Below are 19,039 nucleotides of genomic sequence, written 5' to 3' on the forward strand. Positions count from 1 at the left end.
GGCTCAAGCCTCCGGCATCAGATCGGCCAGCGCGGCGCGCCGGCTCTGCCCGTCCTCCGCCAGCAGATGCACATGGATCTCGCAGGCGCCGGCCATCGCGGCCGCATCGCGCCAGCGGTTCAGCGCCGCATCGATGCCGAAGGGGCCGCTGTCGCGCGCCGCGACGATGCTGCGCTCGGGCGAGACCGCCAGCAGCACCGCATCGGTGAAGTTGAGCGCGTGCCCGTCCTGGACGCCGAAGACGGAAGCGACATAGCGCCGCCCCGAGCGTCCCCGCCAGGCGGTGAAGCGGCGTTCGGCCAGTTGCGCCGCGCCGCGCAGCGGCGTCTCACGGGCGGCCCGCACCGGGCGATCCTCGCAAGGCGCGGTCAGAAAGGCGAGAGCAGCCATCCGTTCCTCCTTTGTTCGAGAACAAAATCAGAACATTGTCGGCCGTCTGTCAAGCTTTATCGGGTCTCGCGCGCAGCCTCCTGCCGCGCATTGACAGGAGCCGGCACACCGAGCCGGGCGAGTTCGGCCATGCCGTCGCTCACCAGCCGGTCGGTGGCGCTCTCGATCCTTTCCTGCAGCAGCGCCTGGAACGCCTTCCTGTCCATGCCGGGCTGGATTGCCGGCATGATCTCGACCCGGATCGTCCCTGGCCGGCGCAGGAAGGAACGGCGCGGCCAGAACAGGCCGGCATTGAGGGCGACCGGCACGCAGGGCACGCCGAGCTCGCCATAGAGATGGGCGACGCCGAACTTGTAGGCCGGCGGTGCGCCGACCGGGCGCCGCGTGCCTTCGGGGAAGATCAGCAGCTGCCGGCCGTTCTGCCCGAGCTCGACCTTGGCCCGGCGTGTCGCCCCCTGCAGCGCCCGGCTGCCGGCGCCGCGATCGACCGGGATCATCCGCATCTTCAAAAGGCACCAGCCGAAGAAGGGCAGCCAGGTCAGCTCGCGCTTCAGGATGTAGACCGGGTTCCGGAAGATGGTGATCAGCGCGAAGGTCTCCCAGGCGGACTGGTGCTTCGCCGCCATGATGATGCCGCCGGGCGGGATGTTCTCGATGCCGCTGATCTCGCAGCGCGTGCCGACGATGACCCGCATCAGCCAGAGCGTGCTGCCGGCCCAGTTGAGGGCGATGCCCAGCAGGAAGCGCCGTGGCAGGACCATGGCCGCCATCGCGCAGACCAGCCAGAAGGCGAGGTTGAGATAGAAGGCGAAATTGAAGAGGAGCGAGCGGATGACGAGCATGGCCGGCAAGAACCCTGCCGGCGCGCGCCCGTCAAGAGCGTCGGCCAAGAGTGCTGGGGGCCGGCATCAGGCGCCGTGCTCCTTGCCCGTGGCGCGCGAGCGCTTCTCGTGCTCGGGCCCCAGCTGCTCGCCCGGCTTGGGCGAGATCGGCTTGCGCCCGCCGATGATCACCGAAAGCCGCGAGGTCTCGGGGTCGTCCTCGACCAGGCTGCGCAGGCGCGCGACGAGATATTTGGCGTATTCGGGCACCAGCAGGCGGATGGTCTGCCAGTCCTTCCACCAGGCGGTGACGTCGACCTGGTCGGTCACCACCGGATACGGCACGATGCGCACGCCGGGCATGGCATGGTTGAACTCGATCATGGTGCGCGGCATGTGGTAATTGGACGTCACCAGCAGCAGCGAGCGGAAACCGTGCTGGCGGACCCAGCGCCGGGTTTCGATGGCATTGCCGATGGTATTGCGGGCGCGGTAGTCGAGATCGACGCAGCAGGCCAGCGCCTCGCGCGCCCGCGGGTTGAGCTTGGCGAGCTCCTCGCGCCCGGTCCGCTCGTTGACGCCGCTGATCAGCAGCCGCGAGCCGCGTTCCGCATTGAGCAGGCCGATCGCATCGCCGATGCGCTGCGCGCCGCCGGTGACCACCACGATCGCGTCGGTGCGCGGCGCCGTCGCCTCGTTCAGCGCCAGCCGCGCCGCGAAATGGACATAGCCGGCGACAAGCGCGAGCAGGCCGCCAGCCGCGAGCCACAGCAGCAGCCGCCCGGCATGACGCCGGAACGACGTCTTCGTCACGATGGCGCGCGGGACGGCCAAGTCGCCCTCAGCCCGCGGAAGATGAGCTTGCCTCACTGCGATCATCGTCATGACCGCGGCAAGCTAAGCATCCAATCGGGCACAATAACGGCATGATCGCAGCGCCCCCTCCGCAGTGCATCACGACATCGCCCGCAGATAATGCCGCACGGTCACCCGTGAGACGAGGCCGGCGATGGCCGCGACGATGATCGCCACCAGCACGACGACGCCATAGCCGGACCAGCCGATCTCGAAGGCGCCGAACATGGCCTGCAACTGATCTGCCTCGGGCGTGGCGCTCCAGGCCGAGGACAGCCAGCCGAGCAAAGCGATGGCGACGACCGCGGCAAGGCCGCCGGCGCCGCCGCCCTTCAGGCCGAGCGTGATGAAGCGGTTCTGGAACTCGCGCGCGATGAACTCGTCATCGGCGCCGACCAGATGCAGCACCTCGACGCTGTCGCGGCTGCCGGCCATCGCGCCGCGCGTCGCGAAGGCGACCGCGAGCGCCGCCGCCGCCAGCACGAGCATGACGATCGCGACGCCGGCCAGGATGATGGTGTTCGCCATGGTCGAGAGACGACGCACCCAGAGCCGGTGGTCGTCAAGCGTCGCGCTCGGCACCTCGCGCCGCAACGTCTGGCTGAACGCCACGAGATCGTTGGCGACGGCGGCGTTGAGGCGCAGCACGATCAGGCGCGGCACCGGCAACTCGATCAGGTCGAGCCCCGCCCCGAGCCAGGGCTCCAGCAGCCTGTCCGATTCCGCCCGCGGCATGGCCCGAACCTCGGCGACGCTCGGCACGGCACGGGCGAGCGCGACCGCGCGGGCGAGATCGGCCTCGATGTTGCGGCGCGGATCGGGCCGGACCTGGATCGTCATCTCGTTGGCGACCGCGCCGCGCCATTGCTCGGAGGCGCGGGCCGTCAGCAGCGCCGCGCCGGCACTGAGCGCCGCCAGGAAGGTCAGGATGGCGATCACCACCACCAAAGCCCGCCCGGCAACCGAATCGACCGGCACCAGCGGCTGGTCGCGGCGCAGATTGCTCGGCAGGCGCTCGGGCTCGGCGAAGCGCTCTTCCTCGTCCTCGCGTTCCGCCGCTTCGGCGCGCCAGTCAGGCGTCGACATGGAGATGACCGTCGGCGAGCACGAGGCGCGGTGCGTCGTACTGCTCCATCAGCGCCAGGTCATGGGTGGCGATCACCACCGCGGTGCCCAGCGTCTGCAATTCCATGAACAGCCGCAGCAGGCGCCGGCCGAGCCCCGGATCGACATTGCCGGTCGGCTCGTCGGCGAGCAGCAGCTGCGGCCGCGCGATCAGCGCCCGGGCGATCGCGGCGCGCTGCTTCTCGCCGCCGGAGAGCACCGAGGGCACGGCATGCATGCGTTCGCCGAGCCCGACCCAGCGCAGCAATTCGACGACCTCGGCGCGATAGCCCGCCTCCTCCTTGCCGAGCACGCGCAGCGGCAGCGCCACGTTCTCGTAGACGGTGAGATGGTCGAGCAGGCGGAAATCCTGGAAGACGACGCCCATCTTGCGCCGGAAATCGGTCAGTGTCGCGGCCTCCAGCCGCGAGACGTCCTGCCCGAAGAGATGGACCAGGCCGCGCGTCGGCTTCAGCGCCATCAGGACCAGCCGAATCAACGTGGTCTTGCCGGCGCCCGAGGGCCCGGTGAGATACTGGAACGAGCGCGGAGCGATGCTGAAATTGATGTCTTTCAGCACCTCCGGCCCCATGCCGTATCGCAAACCGACATTTTCGAACCGAACCAATTCTGCTCCTATCCGCCGCGCCCGAATCGCCCTCGGCCTGCCCTGCCGCGCCGCGATCCTACACCCAGAGCCGGGACCTGCGGGAAGTGCATGCTGCCGGCCCCGGCTTTTCCCCCGCAAGCACCCCGCCTTTACGTCACGTTAACCATGAACCGCGCCAATGGACACACGAGCCGCGATCCGGCGCGGCGGCGCTTGCGCCCCGCCCGGAACGGGGGAAGCTCGGGAGCGATCGTCGGCGATTCGGAGCCGGCCGTCGACGATGCCGCGCGGAGCGAGCGCCCAAAGGCCATGCTGATCGTCTGCCCTTCCTGCTCCAGCCGCTACGAGCTCGACGAAGCCAAGATCGGCCCGGCCGGGCGCAAGGTTCGCTGCGCTTCCTGCCAGAATGCCTGGCAGGTCGAGGCGCCCGTGCCACCCGCCGCGCCGGAGCCCGCCACGCTGGATTCCGACCTGAGCGAGATCGCGGCACAGGATTTCCCGAGCGCCCCGAGCGAGGATGAGACCAACGCCCTGCTGGTGGAGGAGTTGCGCCGCGCCGCCGAGATCGAGGCGGATGTCTCGGCGCTCGCGGCCGAGCGGAACGACCTCGCCGCTGCGCCCGCGAAACCGGAAAAGCCGCGGAAAGACGGCTGGGCCAAGGGCTGGATCACGCGTTGGGCCGGCGCTGCCAGGCCACCCTCGCGCCCGCCCGTCGCCGCGCCTGCCGCCATCGCGCTGGCCGGTGTCGTCCTGCTTGGCCTGGCGCTCTGGCAGCGCGATCTGGTGGTGCGCACCATGCCGCAATTCGCCGCGCTCTATGAGAAGCTCGGCCTGCCGGTCAATCTCCGCGGCCTCGCCTTCAGCGCCGTCGAGAGCGAGCTGGTGCAGGATGCGCAAGGGCGCTTCCTCGTGGTCGAGGGCGATGTCACCAACATCGCCCGGCAGAAAACGAAGATGCCGCCGATCACCGTGGCGGTGAAGGACGAGGCCGGACAGGTGCTCTACACCTGGACGGCCGAACCGCCGCGACCGGTGCTCGAGCCGTCCGAGCTGGTGCGCTTCCGGGCGCGGCTCGCAGCCCCGCCCGAGAACGGCCGCTCGGTGCAGGTGCGCTTCGGTGCGACACCTCCGGCCACTCTCGCCAGCGCCCGCTGATTCCTCCATAGCTTTGCCGCGGCGGTCTTCAATTGTCCGCGCACCGGCGCTATCGATAGTGCCGGTTTCAGCCGCGATCATGGGGCGGCGCGAGCGGGCGCCGGCGCCCGGAAGGAATGCCAAGACGATGCCCCAGTCCCAGCGTATCCGGGTCCTCTACGACGAGGCTGCCATCGCGGCCCGCAACGCCGAGATGGCGGCGGCGATTGCCGCCGATTCCGGCCCCGACCTGCTGGTCGTCGCCGTCCTCAAGGGCAGCTTCATGTTCGTGGCCGACCTGATCCGCGCCATGCACCGCGCCGGGATGACCCCCCAGGTCGAGTTCGTCCACCTCTCGAGCTATCGCGCCGCCGCCGTCTCCTCCGGCCAGGTCGAGATCCTGCGCGACGTGCAGAGCGATGTCCGCGGCCGGCAGGTGCTGCTGGTCGACGACATCCTCGAATCGGGCCGCACGCTCGCCTTCGCCAAGGACCTGTTGGCGGCGCGCGGCGCGGCCAGGGTCTCGACCGCGGTCCTGCTCGAGAAGCCCGCCAAGCGCGCCGTCAACATCGAGGCCGACCATGTCGGCTTCGAATGCCCGGATTATTTCGTCGTCGGCTACGGCATGGATGTCGCCCACCGTTATCGCGAGCTGCCCTATGTCGGCGTGATCGAGACCGCCGATCAGGCCGGCCTGCCGGGGATCTGAGGCGATGTCGCGCATTCTCGTGGTCGACGACGAGGAAAGCCTGCGCACTTTGGTGGCGCGCGGCCTCGGCATGGACGGGCATGACTGCCTGATGGCGGGCGACGGCGCCGAGGCGCTGGAGATCCTGATCGCCGAGCAGGGTCGCTTCGACCTCTTGCTGACCGATATCCGCATGCCGCTGATGGACGGCATCGCGCTGGCGCTCGCCGCCAAGCAGGAGTTCCCCGATCTCACCATCATGCTGATGACCGGCTATGCCGAGCAGCGCGAGCGCGCCAAGAGCCTCGAGGCGATCGTCTCCGAGGTGATGACCAAGCCCTTCACCATCGCCGAATTGCGCGAGACCGTGCTGCGGGTGATCGAGCGCTCGATCGGCTGAAGTCGCCCTGCGCCCTCAGCGGTTCAGCCACCAGATCGAGAGGTTGAGGACCGCGGCGAACGAGACCCAGGCGAGATAAGGCGCAAGCAGCAAGGCCGCGAACCGGTCAGGCAGCTCCGCAAAGCTCCTGATCGTCCAGATGATCGCGGCGATCAGCATGGCAATGACGACGAGCCCGCCGGCCGGGCTGTTCAGTCCGAAGAAGACGCAGGACCAGAGCAGGTTGAGCGCCAGTTGGACATGATAGGCCAGCAGCGCCCGGCCACGACCGATCGTGCCCGGCGGCCGGCGCAGGACGCGGAAGACGGCGAGGCCCATCAGCGCGAACAACGTCGTCCAGACCGGCGCGAACAGCCAGTTCGGCGGGTTGAAGGGCGGCTTGGCGAGGCCGGCATACCAGCCCGGGATCTGCGGCACCGTCGCCGCGCTGCCGATCAGTGACGCCGCCACCACGGGCAGGATGGCGATGAGGGCGGCTAGCCATCCGGACAGCTGGCGATCGGCGCTATCGGTCGGTGTGCTCATGCGGCAAGGATGGGATGTCTCTGCGTTCCCCGCAAGACGAGCCTCTTGCGCTGCAGCAATCGTAATGAGATGAAACGTCTCGCATAGTGGAAATCGGATCGCCCATGACCAAGCGCCCGCTGCATCCCCGTTCGCTCGCCGCCCAGGCCATGGGCAAGATCGACCCGCTCACCAGGGCGGTCGTGCCGCCGATCCATGTCGCGACGACCTATATCCGCGACGAGGACAACGCCTATTCCTCCGGCTTCGTCTATGGCCGGCCCGACAATGAGACGGTGCGCGAGGCCGAAAGCGTGCTCGCCATGCTGGAGGACGCAAAGGCCGGCGCCCTGCTCTTCGGCTCCGGCATGGCGGCAGCCACCGCCGTGTTCCAGGCGCTCTCGCCCGGCGACCATGTCGTCGCCTCCAAGGTGATGTATTGGGCGCTGCGCTCCTGGCTGCTGACCGAGGCAACGCGCTGGGGTCTGAAGATCGACTTCGTCGAGACCGACGACCTCGCCGCGCTGAAAGGCGCGGTGAAGCCGGGCGCCACCAGACTGGTCTGGGCCGAGACGCCGTCGAACCCGCTCTGGACCATCACCGACATCGCCGCCGTCGCGGAGATCGCCCATGCCGCGGGCGCGAAGCTCGCGGTCGATTCGACCTGCGCCTCCCCGGTCCATACCCGCCCGCTTTCGCTCGGCGCCGACATCGTCATGCATGCCGCGACCAAGGTGCTGAACGGTCATTCCGACGTCATCGCCGGCGCGCTCTGTGCCCGCGAGGACGATGAATTCTGGGGGCGGGTCAAGACCGTCCGCAAGATGCAGGGCGGCATCCTCGGCCCGTTCGAGGCCTATCTGCTGATGCGGGGCATGCGCACGCTCCATGTCCGGCAGGAGCGCCAGTCGGCCTCGGCGATGGCGCTGGCGCAGAAGCTCTCGGCTCATCCGCTGGTCTCGCGCGTGCTCTATCCCGGCCTGCCGCAGCATCCCGGCCACGATATCGCGGCGCGCCAGATGGAGGGCGGCTTCGGCTACATGCTCTCGATCCAGGTCAATGGCGGCGAGAAGGCGGCGGTGAAGGCGGCCGCCCATGTCGAGCTCTACAAGCGCGCCACCTCGCTCGGCGGCGTCGAGAGCCTGATCGAGCATCGCGCCTCGATCGAGGGTGCCGGCTCGCCCTGCCCGCCCGACCTGCTGCGCCTCTCGACCGGCATCGAGGATGTCGAGGATCTCTTTGCCGATCTCGACCAGGCACTGAAGATCGGGCACGGCTGAGGGCAGCAATGACGCCTAAACCCAGATCCCCTTCGCCGTCGCCAGCAATTGCCGCCGGTCGGCGAGGCCGTTGGCGCCGCCATTGATCAGTTGCGTCACACGGGCGGCATCGTCGCGGTCGGCGGCGGCGTTGAGGTTGCGGTCGCGCCAATAGGCGAAGGCGATCTGGATCGAGATGCGCGGGTCGAGCGCCAGCTCCGGCTTGCCTTCGAGATCGACGTTCAGCATCCGGCCATAGCGCCGGTAATTGGCCCGGCCGGTGAGCTGGAAGACGCCGCGGCCATGATAGCGCGCGCCGTCGCCGGGCTCGGTATTGCCGAGATCGGCGCGGCCTTCATAGCGCGCGAACTGCGCTGCCCCGCCCTGCTCCTCGAGCGTCCGGAAGCGGTCCGTCTCATGCGCCGCCTGGGCCAGGAAATGGCAGAGCCGCAGCCGCGTCGTGACGTCGGCAGCGGCCGCCAGGCGTTCGAAATGCAGCGCGATATTGGCCATGATCTCCGCCTTGCCGACCGGCGCGATCCGGGCGAGCCGCGCCACGGTGACGGCAAGATCCGGCTCGGCGACGACCGGCGGCTCCTCCGCCGGCACTTCCTCGGCTGGCGATCCTCGCATCGACATGACAGCGCTCCCCATGGATGCGGGCACTATGCACCGGTTTGGCGGCACGGGGATAACTCCGCCGCGACTGGAACATGCTGCTTTCCGCGGAAAAACCCGTCATTCCGGGGCGGCCCACAGGGCCGAGCCCGGAACCCATGAACACCACGCCTATCCAACATCATGCCTGTCCGACGGCGCCGCACCAGGGGTGGTGCGAAGTCTTGTCAGCCCGGCGTCCGCAGTTCGGTGTTCATGGGTTCCGGGCTCTTCGCTTGCGCGAAGCCCCGGAATGACGGGGTGTTTCCGAGAAGACGCAGAAGCCTTTAGTTCCGCCGCAGCAGGCGCTCGAGATAGTCGAGCTCTTCCATTGGCCGCGAGGGGTCGCCGAGGCGGCGGCGCAGCTCTTCCAGGATGCGCCGCGCCCGCTGCGTCGCGCTCTCGTCGGCGCCGGGCACGCGCACGCGGCCATCGGCCCAGTCGCGCTGGCGCTGCGGCCGGCCGAGCGGGTCGTCGCGGGTGCGCTGCTGCGCCGAAGGCCGGCCGGCAGGGCGCCCGTCGGGCTCGCCATAGGCGTTCTCATTGCCCTCGCCCTCGCCGGGCTGGCCCTGCATCTGCTGGGCGAGGTTCTGGCCGCCCTTGCGCAGCGCCTCGAGCGCGCGCCCTTGCGAATCGACCGCCTCTTCGCCCTGGCCCTGGCCGAGCTGGCCCTCCGCCTGGCGCATCTCGTTCTCGGCCTCGCCGAGCTCGCCCGGATCGGCGCCCATGCCGCGCATCCGCCGCTGCAACTCCTGCAGGCGCTCGCGCAGGGCCTGCTGGCGCTGCGACAGGCTCTGCCCCTGGCCCTGGCCGCCCTCGGCGTTCTGGCCGTCCTCGCCCTCGCCCTCGCCGTCTTCACCCTGCTCGCCAGGTTGCTGGCTAGGCTGCTGGCCGCGTTGCCCGCGCTGCCCTTGCTGGCGCTGACCCTGCTGGCCGGGCCTTGCCTGCTGCTGGCCGCGCTGGCCGCGCTGCGCCCGGTTCTGGCGCTGCTGTTCCTGCTGATAGGTCTCGTCGCGCAATTGCTGCTGCTCGCGCGTCATCCGGTCGAGATCGCTCAGCGCCTGGTTCATCTCGCGCTGGCGCGGATCCTGCTGGCCGGGCCTCGCCGTCTTGAGGTTGTTCAGGAGGTTGTTGAGCTCCTCCATCAGCCGCTGCGCCTCGGCCATGTCGCCGCGCTTCGACAATTCCTCGATGCGGTCGAGCATGTTCTGCAGGTCGCGCGGCGTCACCGTGCGGAAATTCTCCGGCAGCCGCGCCTGGTTCTGCTCGCCATTCTGCTGCTGGCGCTGCATCTGCTGGGCAAGCTCGCGCATGAAGCGGTCCATCGCCCGGCGCATCTCCTCGCTGAGCTTCCTGATCTCCTCCTCGGAGGCGCCGCGCTCCAGCGCCTGCTGCAGGTTCTCCTGCGCCGCGCGCAGCGCCTTCTCGGCGTCGGAGAGATCGCCATCCTCGAGTTGCAGGGCCAGCCCCCACATCAGCTCGGCGACCTCGCGCAACTGGTCGTCGCTGCTGGCGCGGCGCAGGCGCTCGCCGATCAGCCGCATGCCGAGATAGATGCCGGTCTCCTTCATGAAGCGCTCGGGCTCGATCATCAGCGCATCCATGGCGAGCTGCACGCGCTTGCGCGTCTCGACATCCATGACCAGCCGGCGGCGCTCCTCGACCAGCGCCTTGGCCAAAGGCTTGGTGAAGGTACGCTGCGGCAGCACCACTTCGAGCGTTTCGCTGCTCCCCTCCTGGCCGGCCTCGTCGCGCGCCAGCAGGCTCAGATTGACCTTGGCGCCGGCCCAGGGATGGGCCGAGAAATCGACCGTGCTCTTCATCTCCTCCTCGCCCGAAGGCGAGGACGGCGCCGGCAGCGTCTGCTTCGGCGCCTCGACCAGCGAGCGCCCGGCCGAGGGCGGGCCGGCACGCGAGACGATGACCTCGGCAGCGGCGATCCCGTAATCGTCCTTGGCGCGGTAGCCGATGCCGAGCCCGCCCTGGACGCCGCTGACCGGCTTGGGCGGCTCGACGAAGCTGATCTCCGGCTTCTGGTCGATGATCGCGCTGAGGCTCAGGGTCTGGGCCGGCGCGCCGCTGCCGGTGATCCGCAGCGTGCCGTCGCCGGCGACGAGATAGCGCTTCTCCAGCACCGCGACGGCAGGTTCCGCCGGCTTCGCCCCCGCCGCCGGCTTGTCCTCGGCGGGCAGCGCGTCGAGGCGCCCGGTGGTCGCGACATCCATGCTGCTGCGGCCGGCGATGCGCACGACCACGGTCGATTTCTCGGGAATGCTGAAGTGCGGGCTGGCGAGCCTGGCGAAATCGATCAGGATCGGCGGCAGCCGCGTATAGGCCGGCGGGTCGATCCAGGCGTCGATCCGCACCGGCGCGATCGCCGCCGCCGGGCCGCGCCAGTCGAAGGCTGCCGAGAGCCGCGGCCACACCTCATGGCCGGCGACGAAGAAGCCGGCGACCGCTGCGAGCAGCGGCGCGGCGCGCAGCGCCAGCCGGTCGCGCCCGGCCATCAGCGGCCGCGGCGCCGTGACCCTGAGGGCGGCGACATGGCCGCTCTGGCGCTGCAGATGCAGCTTCCACAGCGCCTGCGAGACCGGATCCCGGCCACCAACGGCGAGGCTGTCCTCGAGCGCCGTCGCCGGGCGGTGGGCCCCTGCCATGGAGCGGTCGAGCCGCGCCAGCGCCTCGCGCCGGCTCGGCCAGCGGCCGCTGGCGATCGGCCAGAAGCTCGCGACGAAGGCGGCGGCGAACAGCAGAGCGCCCCCGGCCCGGCCCCACCAGGGCAGGTGCAGCCAGAGGCCGAACCAGGACACCGCAAGGAAGGTGAGGACGATGGCGAGCGGCGCCCAGAGACGCGGCCACAGCCGCTCCCAGGCCAGCGACAGGCGCGAGGCCGCTGCGAGGCGCTCCAGCCTCCGGCGGATCAACGCGATCGGATCAAGCGCCGTGCGGCGCGGCTTGTCATTCATCCCGATGCTCCGAGCCGCGCCGGGCGGCTCAATGCCTCTCACTCATCACGAAGGCTAGCATGGGAATGTGGCATGACCAGCACTGAGGCGCGGCATCCCACAGGCGCTCCGGGAATCGTGAAGCCGCGTTCAGGGCAGCCAGGGCGGGGCGCGATCGGTGCCGATCAACTCCTCATAGCTTTGCCGGGGCCGCGTCACCGCGAATTGATCGCCCTTCACCAGCACCTCGGCGACGAGCGGGCGCTGGTTATAGGTCGAGGACATGCTGGCGCCATAGGCGCCGGCGGTCATGAAGGCGATCAGGTCGCCGGGCTTCTGCTGCGGCAGTTCGCGCCCCGTGGTGAAGGTGTCGCCTGATTCGCAGATCGGCCCGACCACGTCATAGGCGACCGCACCGGCGCTGGGCGCCGGCTCGGCGACCGGCCAGATCTCGTGATAGGCCTCGTACATCGCCGGCCGCATCAGGTCGTTCATCGCCGCATCGACGATGAGGAACTGCTTGGTCGGGCGCGGATTGAGATGCAGCACCCGCGTCAGCAGGATGCCGGCATTGCCGACGATCAGCCGGCCCGGCTCGAAGCCGAGCTCGACCTCGAGCCCTGCGGTCAGCCTCGCGACCATGCCGGCATAGGCCTCGATCAGGCCGGGGCCGTGGTCGAAATCCTTCGGGATGTCGTAGGGGATGCCGAGCCCGCCGCCGAGGTCGAGCCGGTCGACCCGATGTCCCTCCGCCCGCAGTGCCGACACGAGGTCGCGCATCTTGGCATAGGCCGCCTCGAAGGCTTCCGTCTCGCGGATCTGGCTGCCGATATGCACGGCGAGCCCCATGATCCGGACGCCCGCCATGTTGGCGGCGCGGGCATAGAGCCGGTGCACCTCCTCGAAGGAGACGCCGAATTTGTTGGCCGAGGAGCCGGTGGTGATCTTGGCATGGCCGCCGGCGCCGACATCCGGGTTGACCCGGAACACCGCCTCCTGGCGCCGCCCGAACTGCTCGCCGACCCGCGACAGCAGGTCGAGCTCGCCTTCGGTCTCGATGTTGACCTGGTAGATCCCGGCCCCGACGGCATAGGCGAGCTCGCTTTCGCTCTTGCCGACACCGGAGAAGACGATGCGCTCGGGCGGGAAGCCGGCGGCGAGCGCCTTGCGGATCTCGCCCTCGGAGACGGTGTCGGCGCCGGCGCCGAGCGCGGCCAGCGTCTTCAGCACGCCGAGATTGCTGTTGGCCTTCATGGCGTAGAAGACATGCGGCTTCCGGCCGGGCGTGATCGCCTGCATCGCCTGCTCATAGAGCCGGTAATGCCGCTCGATCGTCGCGGAGGAATAGATGTAGACCGGGGTCCCGACCTTCTCCGCGATCTCGCGCAGGTCGACGTCTTCGGCGAAGAGCGCGCCGTCGCGATAGCCGAAGTGATGCATCGGGGAGCTCTAAAGCAGCGGGTCGAGCACGAAGGACGATTCGGGAATCTCCATCGGGCGGTTGCGCTTCGGCGGCTTGCCGAGCGGCGAAGCGTCCATGGCGGTCGGCGCCGTGTTCTCGACGGCGCCGATCTGCCGGTCCGGCAGGGCGATGGCGCTCTTGGAGTCGGGCGGCGACTCGAGCGGGCCCTTGCGGCCGCAGGCCGTGAGCGCGAGTCCGAGCAGGCCGGCCACGAGAACGGCGCGGCCGAGTTTCAGGCGGGAATGCGGCACGAAAGAAAATCCTCGGACGGTGTTCGGGCGGCAGTGTAGCGAATGGCGCCGCGGCTTGCGAGCCTCAGCGGGCGTCATTCTCGGGCGGAGCCCTCGGGTCCGATCTTCGGCCGGCCCAAGGATAAACTTAGCGCAGACCCGAGAATTTCCGGCAAACGATGCCCGGATCAAGCCCGGGCAGGACGGCTCGTATCCTTGGCGAGCTGCTTCAGCCAGCGCCTGGCCTGGCGCTTCACATTGACGGGAGCGGTGCCGCCATAGCTCACCCGGCTCTTCACCGACTGCTCGACGCCGAGCACGCCGAAGACCGCTTCGGTGATCTTCGGCTCGACCTCCTGCATCTCCGCCAGCGTCAGCTTCTCCAGCCCGACGCCCCTGGCCGAGGCGATGCCGACCAGGCGGCCGGTGACGTGATGCGCGTCGCGGAACGGCATCTTCAGCACCCTGACCAGCCAGTCGGCGAGGTCGGTGGCGGTGGCGTAGCCGAGACCGGCTGCCTTCTTCATCACCTTGAGGTCGGGCTGCATGTCGCGGACCATGCCGGCGGTTGCCGCAAGGCAGAGCGACAGGGTCTGCACCGCGTCGAACGTGCCTTCCTTGTCCTCCTGCATGTCCTTGGAATAGGTCAGCGGCAGGCCCTTCATCATCGTCAGCAGGCCCTGCAGGGCGCCGAAGACCCGGCCCGCCTTGCCGCGCACCAGCTCGGCCGCGTCCGGGTTGCGCTTCTGCGGCATGATCGAGGAGCCGGTCGAGAACTTGTCGGAGAGCCGGACGAAGCCGAATTGCGGCGTCGCCCAGAGCACGACCTCCTCGGCGAGGCGCGACAGGTGCATCGCGCAGATCGAGGCCGCCGACAGCGTCTCGAGCACGAAATCGCGGTCCGAGACCGAATCCAGCGAATTCGCCGTCGGCCGCGCGAAGCCGAGCGCCTGTGCCGTCATGTGGCGGTCGATCGGGAAGGAGGTTCCGGCGAGCGCGGCGGCGCCGAGCGGGCATTCGTTCATCCGCCCGCGGGCATCGGCCAGGCGGCTGCGGTCGCGGGCCAGCATCTCGACATAGGCGAGCAGGTGATGGCCGAAGGTCACCGGCTGCGCCGATTGCAGATGGGTGAAGCCCGGCATCACCGAGCCGGCATGCGCGTCGGCCTTCTCGGCCAAAGCGAGCTGGAGGTCGGCGACCTGCTCGTCGAGCTGGTCGAGCGCGTCGCGCACCCAGAGCCGCATGTCGGTCGCGACCTGGTCGTTGCGCGAGCGCGCCGTATGCAGGCGCCCGGCGGCGGGCCCGATCTTCTCGCGCAGATTGCCCTCGACATTCATGTGGATGTCCTCGAGCGCACGCGAGAACGTGAAGCGTCCGGCCTCGATCTCGGCCTCGATGCCCTTGAGTCCGGTCGTGATGGCGTCCACGTCGTCCCTGGTCAGGATTCCGGTCTCGCCCAGCATCGCCGCATGGGCGAGCGAGCCCCTTATGTCCTGGCGCCAGAGGCGCTGGTCGAAATCGATGGAGGCGTTGATCTCCTCCATGATGGCGTCGGGACCTGTGGCGAAACGCCCACCCCACATGCGGTTGCTCACGTCGGTCTTTCCTGCTCTTGAGGACGCGCGATGACGTCTCGTTCGAAAATGGCGGTGGCCTTCGGGGCGCTGGCGCTGCTCGCGCTCGGCGCCGTGGCGGCCTTCTACTCCGGGCAGGGCAGGGCCGGCAATTCCGCTTGCAGCGCCGCTGCGGCGAAGGCCGCGAGATTGCAGCCGCTGGCAAAGGGCGAGGTCGCGGCCGTGCAGGTCGCCGCCACGCCTGCGCCGGTGCCGAACCTCGCCTTCGACGGCCCCGACGGCAAGCCGACGAGCCTCTCGGCCTTTCGCGGCCGCACCGTGCTGGTCAATCTCTGGGCGACCTGGTGCATGCCCTGCCTGCATGAGATGCCGGCCCTGGCGAAACTCCAGAGCACGCTGGGCGGCCCCGATTTCGAGGTCGTCACCATCAACATCGACACCCGCAATCTCGACAAGCCGAAGGAATGGCTGTCGAAGAAGGGCATCACCGGCCTGGCCTATTACGCCGATCCGGAGGCGAAGGTCTTCCAGGAGCTGCGGGCGGCGAAGAAGGTCGAAGGCATGCCGGTCAGCCTGCTGGTCGACCCGGAAGGTTGCGAGCTCGCCTTGCTGCAGGGTCCGGCCGACTGGGCCAGCCCCGATGCCACCGCGCTGATCCGGGCGGCGCTCGGCCGCTGAGCCGCCCGCCGTTGCCTCCGCCGGCCTAGTGCTCCATAAACCAGCCGGCATGACCTACACGATCGGCCTCGCCACCACCTTCCACGACCCCGCCATCGCCATTGTCGGCCCCGCTGGCGAAGTGCTCTTCGCGGAAGCCGCCGAGCGCTATCTCCAATACAAGCGCGCGCCCAATTGCGAGCCGGACACGACGGCGCGGATGGAAGCGCTGCTCCGGCGCTACATCCCCCAGGGCGCCGAGATCCGGCTGGCGACCAGCTGGGGCGCGGAATTCACCGATTTCCTCGCGCAGATGAGCCGCAGCGGCGCCTTCACGCTCGACGCCCTGCTCAAGCTCTCGCCCGAATTCAACCGCTCGCTGGTGCCGGAGCGCAGCGAGCGCGCCTTCATCGCCTCCCTGCACCATGGCCAGCAGCGCGCCGGCCTCGGCATCCTGCTCGGGCTCGACCGCGCCTTCGGCGAGGCGAAGATCACCGGGCTGACCCGCTATGGCCACCATCTCAGCCATGCCGCCTATGCCGCATGGTCGTCGCCGTTCAGCGATGCCGCCTGCCTCGTCGTCGACGGCATGGGCGAGACCGGCGCCTCGGCCATCTTCGCGCTGAAGGATGGCCGCCTCACCGAGCTCAGGCGCCATCGCGGCCGCGCCTCGATCGGCTTCTATTTCGGCTTCGTCACCGACCTCGCCGGCTTCGACCAGGCCAAGGGCGAGGAATGGAAGATCATGGGGCTCGCGCCCTATGGCCGGCAGGACCCGGAGTTGCTGGCGTTGCTGCGCCGGCTCTACCGGATCGAGGGCACCAAGCTCACCTTCGCCGATGCGAAGACCGTGCGGCAGGTCGGCGCCGAGATCCTCGCCCGCCGGCCGGCCGAGGCGCTCGATCAGGGCTGGGCCGATCTCGCCCGCTGCGGCCAGGATGTCTTCGCCGAGATGATGGCGGCGTTGCTGGCCGAGACTGCGGCGCTCTGCCCGTCCGAGAACCTGGTGCTCGCCGGCGGCTGCGCGCTGAACTCCTCCTTCAATGGCAAAATTTGCAACAGCAAGACCGGCAACGGCAAGATCGCCGGCCGCCACGGCTTTACCCGCGTCCATGTGCCCTCCGCCCCGGCCGATGACGGCAATGCGCTCGGCGCCGCCTGGCTCGCCCATGCCGAGGCGAATCCCGGCTGGCGCGCCCCGGTGGGTCCGATCAGCCCCTATCTCGGCTCGACCGTCTCGACCGAGCCGCTCGAGCGCATGGCGGCCTGGGAACCGCGGCTGCAGAAGCTCTCAGCCGACGAGATCGTGCTGAAGACGGCGGAACTCCTCGCCGAGGGCAAGCTCGTCGGCTGGGTCCAGGGTCGCGCCGAATTCGGCCCGCGCGCGCTCGGCAACCGCTCGATCCTCGCCGATCCGCGCCCAGCGAACGCCAAGGACCTGCTCAACGCCAAGGTCAAGTATCGCGAGGCCTTCCGCCCCTTCGCGCCGTCGATCCTGGCCGAGCACGGGCCGGACTGGTTCGAGGACTACCAGGATTCGCCCTATATGGAGCGCACCCTGACCTGGAAGCGCGAGGTCCGCGGGCGGGTGCCGGCCGTCGTCCACGAGGATGCGACCGGGCGGCTGCAGAGCGTCACAGCCGAGCGCAACCCGCGCTACCACGCCCTGATCTCGGCCTTCCACGCCCTGACCGGCGTGCCGGTCATCCTCAACACCTCCTTCAACATCATGGGCAAGCCCATCCTGCACACCAGCGAGGATGCGATCCTGATGTTCTACACCTCAGGACTCGACGCGCTGGTGGTGGAGGACTGGCTGCTGGTGAAGTGAAGCGCTTCAGTCGGGGTCGATGACCGCGCGGAAGGCGGCGATCTCGCCTTCGATGCCTGCAACGAAGCGCGTCGCGGCCGCGACTGCTGCTTTGGCCCGCTCGAAATCGAAATCGTCATAGCTGTGCATGGCGACCTGTCGAAAGCGCATCAGTTCACCGATATCGCGAGAAAGGCTCAGGCTGATGATGGCGGGGCGGCCGTTCTCGATCGGGGTGGCGACCCGCCGGACCAGCGCAGCATGCCAGTCCGGTCCGATTGGCGGGTCCTCGCCAAGAAGCGCCAGGATGCGGCGCAGCCCGAGCTCGAAGGACGTATAGCCGGCAAGCATCGCGTGCTGCAGCGCCATGGCGGCATCGTAGTGGCTCTCGTTGTCGAGATCGAACGTCGCCTGCTCGCTGATCCGCACGGCGGCGGCAAAATGGCGCTTGGCCGCGGCAATGTCGGCTTTGATGTCGCTCCAGCGTTCGGCCATCATCGATGTGCCTGCCTCAGGCCAGGATCGCGCCCTCTTCCCGAGCGCGGGCGACCACCTTGTCGGAGGTCCACATGGCCGGCCGCACATCGGGCTTCAGCCCCAGCGCCCAGCACGAATCCTCCGCGAAGCCGCACGCCGCCATCACCTCGGGATCTGAAAAGTCGACCAGAATATCGACATCGCTCTGGTCGTTCGGCGTATCGCGCTGCCGAGCCGAACAGGACGAAAGCGCCGCCATGCTCGCACGCGTAAGCAGAAAGCATCGGCTTCACCGCAGCGACTGCAAGCCGATAATCTGCGAGCTTGCGCTCATGGCGCTCGCGCAAGGTGAGATAAGGACCCATGCCCGATTATAGCATAGGCGCCGCTGCAATGCCGCGCTGGGTCGCGACGCGCGATCAGCTCGCCTGCTTGACCGCGATGCCCTTCTCTTCCAGCAGCGCCTGCAATTCGCCGGCCTGGAACATCTCGCGGGTGATGTCGCAGCCGCCGACGAACTCGCCCTTGACGTAGAGCTGCGGGATGGTCGGCCAGTTCGAATAGGCCTTGATGCCTTCGCGGATTTCCTGGTCCTCGAGCACGTTGACGCCCTTGAACGGCACGCCGACGTAAGTGAGGATCTGCACGACCTGGCCGGAGAAGCCGCACATCGGGAATTGCGGCGTGCCCTTCATGAAGAGCACGACATCGCTGGACTTCACCTCGGCATCGATACGGGCATTCACATCGGACATGATCTGGTCTCCTGGGGCGGGTTCAAGGCCCGCTGGATGCATTCGTTCTAATTCTGGGGAACCGCCGTCGTCAGTGCAAGGGCGTGCAGCACGCCGCCCATGTTTCCTTGCAGCGCGGCATAGACCATCTGATGCTGCTGCACCCGGCTCTTGCCCTTGAAGGCGGCCGAGGTCACCGTCGCGGCATAATGGTCGCCGTCGCCAGCGAGATCCTTGATCTCGACCACCGCGTCCGGCAGCGCCGCCTTGATCAGGCGCTCGATCTCGCTCGCTTCCATCGCCATGATATCGCTCCTCAGGCGGCCTTGCCGGCCATATAGGCGGGCAGCCAGTCTTCATGCGCCTTGCGCAGTGCGGCGACCGCGATGGCGGCTTCGCCCGGCAGCGCCAGCTCGGCGCCGCCCGTCCTGCCGATCTGCTGCGCCGGGACGCCCGCCGCCTTCGCTTCGGCGATGATCGCCGGCGCAGCATCGGCCGACACCGCGACGAGATAGCGCGCCTGATCCTCGCCGAAGAGCACGGCATGGCCAGGCCCCTCGGGCAGCGCGGTCACGCTCGCGCCGATGCCCTTCGCCAGGGCCATCTCGGCCAGCGCCACGGCCAGCCCGCCATCGGAAAGATCGTGGCAGGCTGAAACCCGCCCGGCCGTGATCAGGCCGCGCACGAACTCGCCATTGCGGCGCTCGACGGCAAGATCGACCGGCGGC

Annotated in this window: 22 protein-coding genes; 6 read left to right on the forward strand and 16 right to left on the reverse strand. The window is 69.0% G+C overall.

The features are described from left to right. Nucleotides 1–3: 3 nt before the first annotated feature. From V6M56_RS09735 to ftsE, 5 genes are all read right to left on the reverse strand, one after another. Nucleotides 4–390 carry a hypothetical protein gene (locus tag V6M56_RS09735; RefSeq protein ID WP_332683228.1) on the reverse strand — a complete coding sequence of 129 codons (387 nt, stop codon included), beginning with the start codon at nucleotides 388–390 and terminating at the stop codon, nucleotides 4–6. 56 nt (nucleotides 391–446) lie between these two features. Beyond that, entirely contained in the window at nucleotides 447–1,232 is a 786-nt protein-coding gene (locus V6M56_RS09740) for a lysophospholipid acyltransferase family protein (protein WP_332683230.1), read from the reverse strand. 66 nt (nucleotides 1,233–1,298) lie between these two features. Next, the gene (locus tag V6M56_RS09745) at nucleotides 1,299–2,024 is read right to left on the reverse strand and encodes a YdcF family protein (protein WP_332683231.1); all 726 of its coding nucleotides are present in this window, start codon (nucleotides 2,022–2,024) and stop codon (nucleotides 1,299–1,301) included. A 141-nt stretch (nucleotides 2,025–2,165) separates the two neighbouring features. Beyond that, nucleotides 2,166–3,152, reverse strand: a complete 987-nt coding sequence (locus tag V6M56_RS09750; protein WP_332683233.1) for a cell division protein FtsX — start codon at nucleotides 3,150–3,152, stop codon at nucleotides 2,166–2,168. After that, the gene (ftsE, locus tag V6M56_RS09755) at nucleotides 3,139–3,798 is read right to left on the reverse strand and encodes a cell division ATP-binding protein FtsE (protein WP_442881123.1); all 660 of its coding nucleotides are present in this window, start codon (nucleotides 3,796–3,798) and stop codon (nucleotides 3,139–3,141) included. Before ftsE ends, V6M56_RS09750 begins: the two co-directional genes overlap by 14 nt. Before the next feature lie 291 nt (nucleotides 3,799–4,089). Between ftsE and V6M56_RS09760 the strand changes: the two genes are divergently transcribed. From V6M56_RS09760 to V6M56_RS09770, 3 genes are all read left to right on the forward strand, one after another. Beyond that, complete coding sequence (locus V6M56_RS09760) at nucleotides 4,090–4,935, forward strand: DUF3426 domain-containing protein (protein WP_332683234.1); 846 nt, start codon at nucleotides 4,090–4,092, stop codon at nucleotides 4,933–4,935. 127 nt (nucleotides 4,936–5,062) lie between these two features. After that, complete coding sequence (gene hpt / locus V6M56_RS09765) at nucleotides 5,063–5,623, forward strand: hypoxanthine phosphoribosyltransferase (protein ID WP_332683235.1); 561 nt, start codon at nucleotides 5,063–5,065, stop codon at nucleotides 5,621–5,623. Nucleotides 5,624–5,627: 4 nt separating this feature from the next. Then, the gene (locus tag V6M56_RS09770; protein ID WP_332683236.1) at nucleotides 5,628–6,002 is read left to right on the forward strand and encodes a response regulator; all 375 of its coding nucleotides are present in this window, start codon (nucleotides 5,628–5,630) and stop codon (nucleotides 6,000–6,002) included. Nucleotides 6,003–6,017: 15 nt separating this feature from the next. Here V6M56_RS09770 and V6M56_RS09775 read toward each other — a convergent pair whose 3' ends face one another. Then, nucleotides 6,018–6,527 carry a TspO/MBR family protein gene (locus V6M56_RS09775; RefSeq protein WP_332683237.1) on the reverse strand — a complete coding sequence of 170 codons (510 nt, stop codon included), beginning with the start codon at nucleotides 6,525–6,527 and terminating at the stop codon, nucleotides 6,018–6,020. A 104-nt stretch (nucleotides 6,528–6,631) separates the two neighbouring features. On the opposite strand from V6M56_RS09775, the gene V6M56_RS09780 reads away from it, so the two are divergent. Next, nucleotides 6,632–7,786: a trans-sulfuration enzyme family protein gene (locus V6M56_RS09780; protein ID WP_332683238.1), complete on the forward strand. Its 1,155-nt coding sequence runs from the start codon at nucleotides 6,632–6,634 to the stop codon at nucleotides 7,784–7,786. A 15-nt stretch (nucleotides 7,787–7,801) separates the two neighbouring features. Here V6M56_RS09780 and V6M56_RS09785 read toward each other — a convergent pair whose 3' ends face one another. From V6M56_RS09785 to argH, 5 genes are all read right to left on the reverse strand, one after another. Then, entirely contained in the window at nucleotides 7,802–8,404 is a 603-nt protein-coding gene (locus V6M56_RS09785) for a glycoside hydrolase family 19 protein (RefSeq protein WP_332683240.1), read from the reverse strand. A 305-nt stretch (nucleotides 8,405–8,709) separates the two neighbouring features. Further along, entirely contained in the window at nucleotides 8,710–11,388 is a 2,679-nt protein-coding gene (locus V6M56_RS09790; protein ID WP_332683242.1) for a TIGR02302 family protein, read from the reverse strand. A gap of 129 nt (nucleotides 11,389–11,517) precedes the next feature. Next, on the reverse strand, nucleotides 11,518–12,807 hold the full coding sequence (gene lysA, locus V6M56_RS09795) for a diaminopimelate decarboxylase (RefSeq protein WP_332683244.1): 1,290 nt from the start codon (nucleotides 12,805–12,807) through the stop codon (nucleotides 11,518–11,520). 9 nt (nucleotides 12,808–12,816) lie between these two features. Next, the gene (gene lptM, locus V6M56_RS09800) at nucleotides 12,817–13,080 is read right to left on the reverse strand and encodes an LPS translocon maturation chaperone LptM (protein WP_332683245.1); all 264 of its coding nucleotides are present in this window, start codon (nucleotides 13,078–13,080) and stop codon (nucleotides 12,817–12,819) included. A gap of 167 nt (nucleotides 13,081–13,247) precedes the next feature. Continuing rightward, nucleotides 13,248–14,654, reverse strand: a complete 1,407-nt coding sequence (gene argH, locus V6M56_RS09805) for an argininosuccinate lyase (protein ID WP_332683246.1) — start codon at nucleotides 14,652–14,654, stop codon at nucleotides 13,248–13,250. Between the two features lie 30 nt (nucleotides 14,655–14,684). On the opposite strand from argH, the gene tlpA reads away from it, so the two are divergent. After that, nucleotides 14,685–15,311: a thiol:disulfide interchange protein TlpA gene (tlpA, locus tag V6M56_RS09810; protein ID WP_332683247.1), complete on the forward strand. Its 627-nt coding sequence runs from the start codon at nucleotides 14,685–14,687 to the stop codon at nucleotides 15,309–15,311. 49 nt (nucleotides 15,312–15,360) lie between these two features. Beyond that, the gene (locus V6M56_RS09815) at nucleotides 15,361–17,121 is read left to right on the forward strand and encodes a carbamoyltransferase family protein (protein WP_332683249.1); all 1,761 of its coding nucleotides are present in this window, start codon (nucleotides 15,361–15,363) and stop codon (nucleotides 17,119–17,121) included. A 6-nt stretch (nucleotides 17,122–17,127) separates the two neighbouring features. Here V6M56_RS09815 and V6M56_RS09820 read toward each other — a convergent pair whose 3' ends face one another. From V6M56_RS09820 to V6M56_RS09840, 5 genes are all read right to left on the reverse strand, one after another. Continuing rightward, complete coding sequence (locus V6M56_RS09820; protein ID WP_332683250.1) at nucleotides 17,128–17,598, reverse strand: ribonuclease toxin HepT-like protein; 471 nt, start codon at nucleotides 17,596–17,598, stop codon at nucleotides 17,128–17,130. 13 nt (nucleotides 17,599–17,611) lie between these two features. Next, nucleotides 17,612–17,836, reverse strand: coding sequence for a hypothetical protein (locus V6M56_RS09825; RefSeq protein WP_332683252.1), 225 nt, complete (start codon nucleotides 17,834–17,836; stop codon nucleotides 17,612–17,614). Nucleotides 17,837–17,996: 160 nt separating this feature from the next. After that, nucleotides 17,997–18,332 (reverse strand): Grx4 family monothiol glutaredoxin, encoded by a 336-nt coding sequence (gene grxD, locus V6M56_RS09830; RefSeq protein ID WP_332683253.1) that lies wholly within the window; start codon nucleotides 18,330–18,332, stop codon nucleotides 17,997–17,999. Nucleotides 18,333–18,379: 47 nt separating this feature from the next. Continuing rightward, nucleotides 18,380–18,616 (reverse strand): BolA family protein, encoded by a 237-nt coding sequence (locus V6M56_RS09835; protein WP_332683254.1) that lies wholly within the window; start codon nucleotides 18,614–18,616, stop codon nucleotides 18,380–18,382. Nucleotides 18,617–18,627: 11 nt separating this feature from the next. Then, nucleotides 18,628–19,039: AIR synthase-related protein (locus V6M56_RS09840; protein WP_332683256.1), on the reverse strand; the 412-nt coding region annotated here is incomplete at its 5' end.

Origin of the sequence: Allobosea sp., assembly GCF_036675845.1 — a bacterium.
Lineage (GTDB): Bacteria > Pseudomonadota > Alphaproteobacteria > Rhizobiales > Beijerinckiaceae > Allobosea.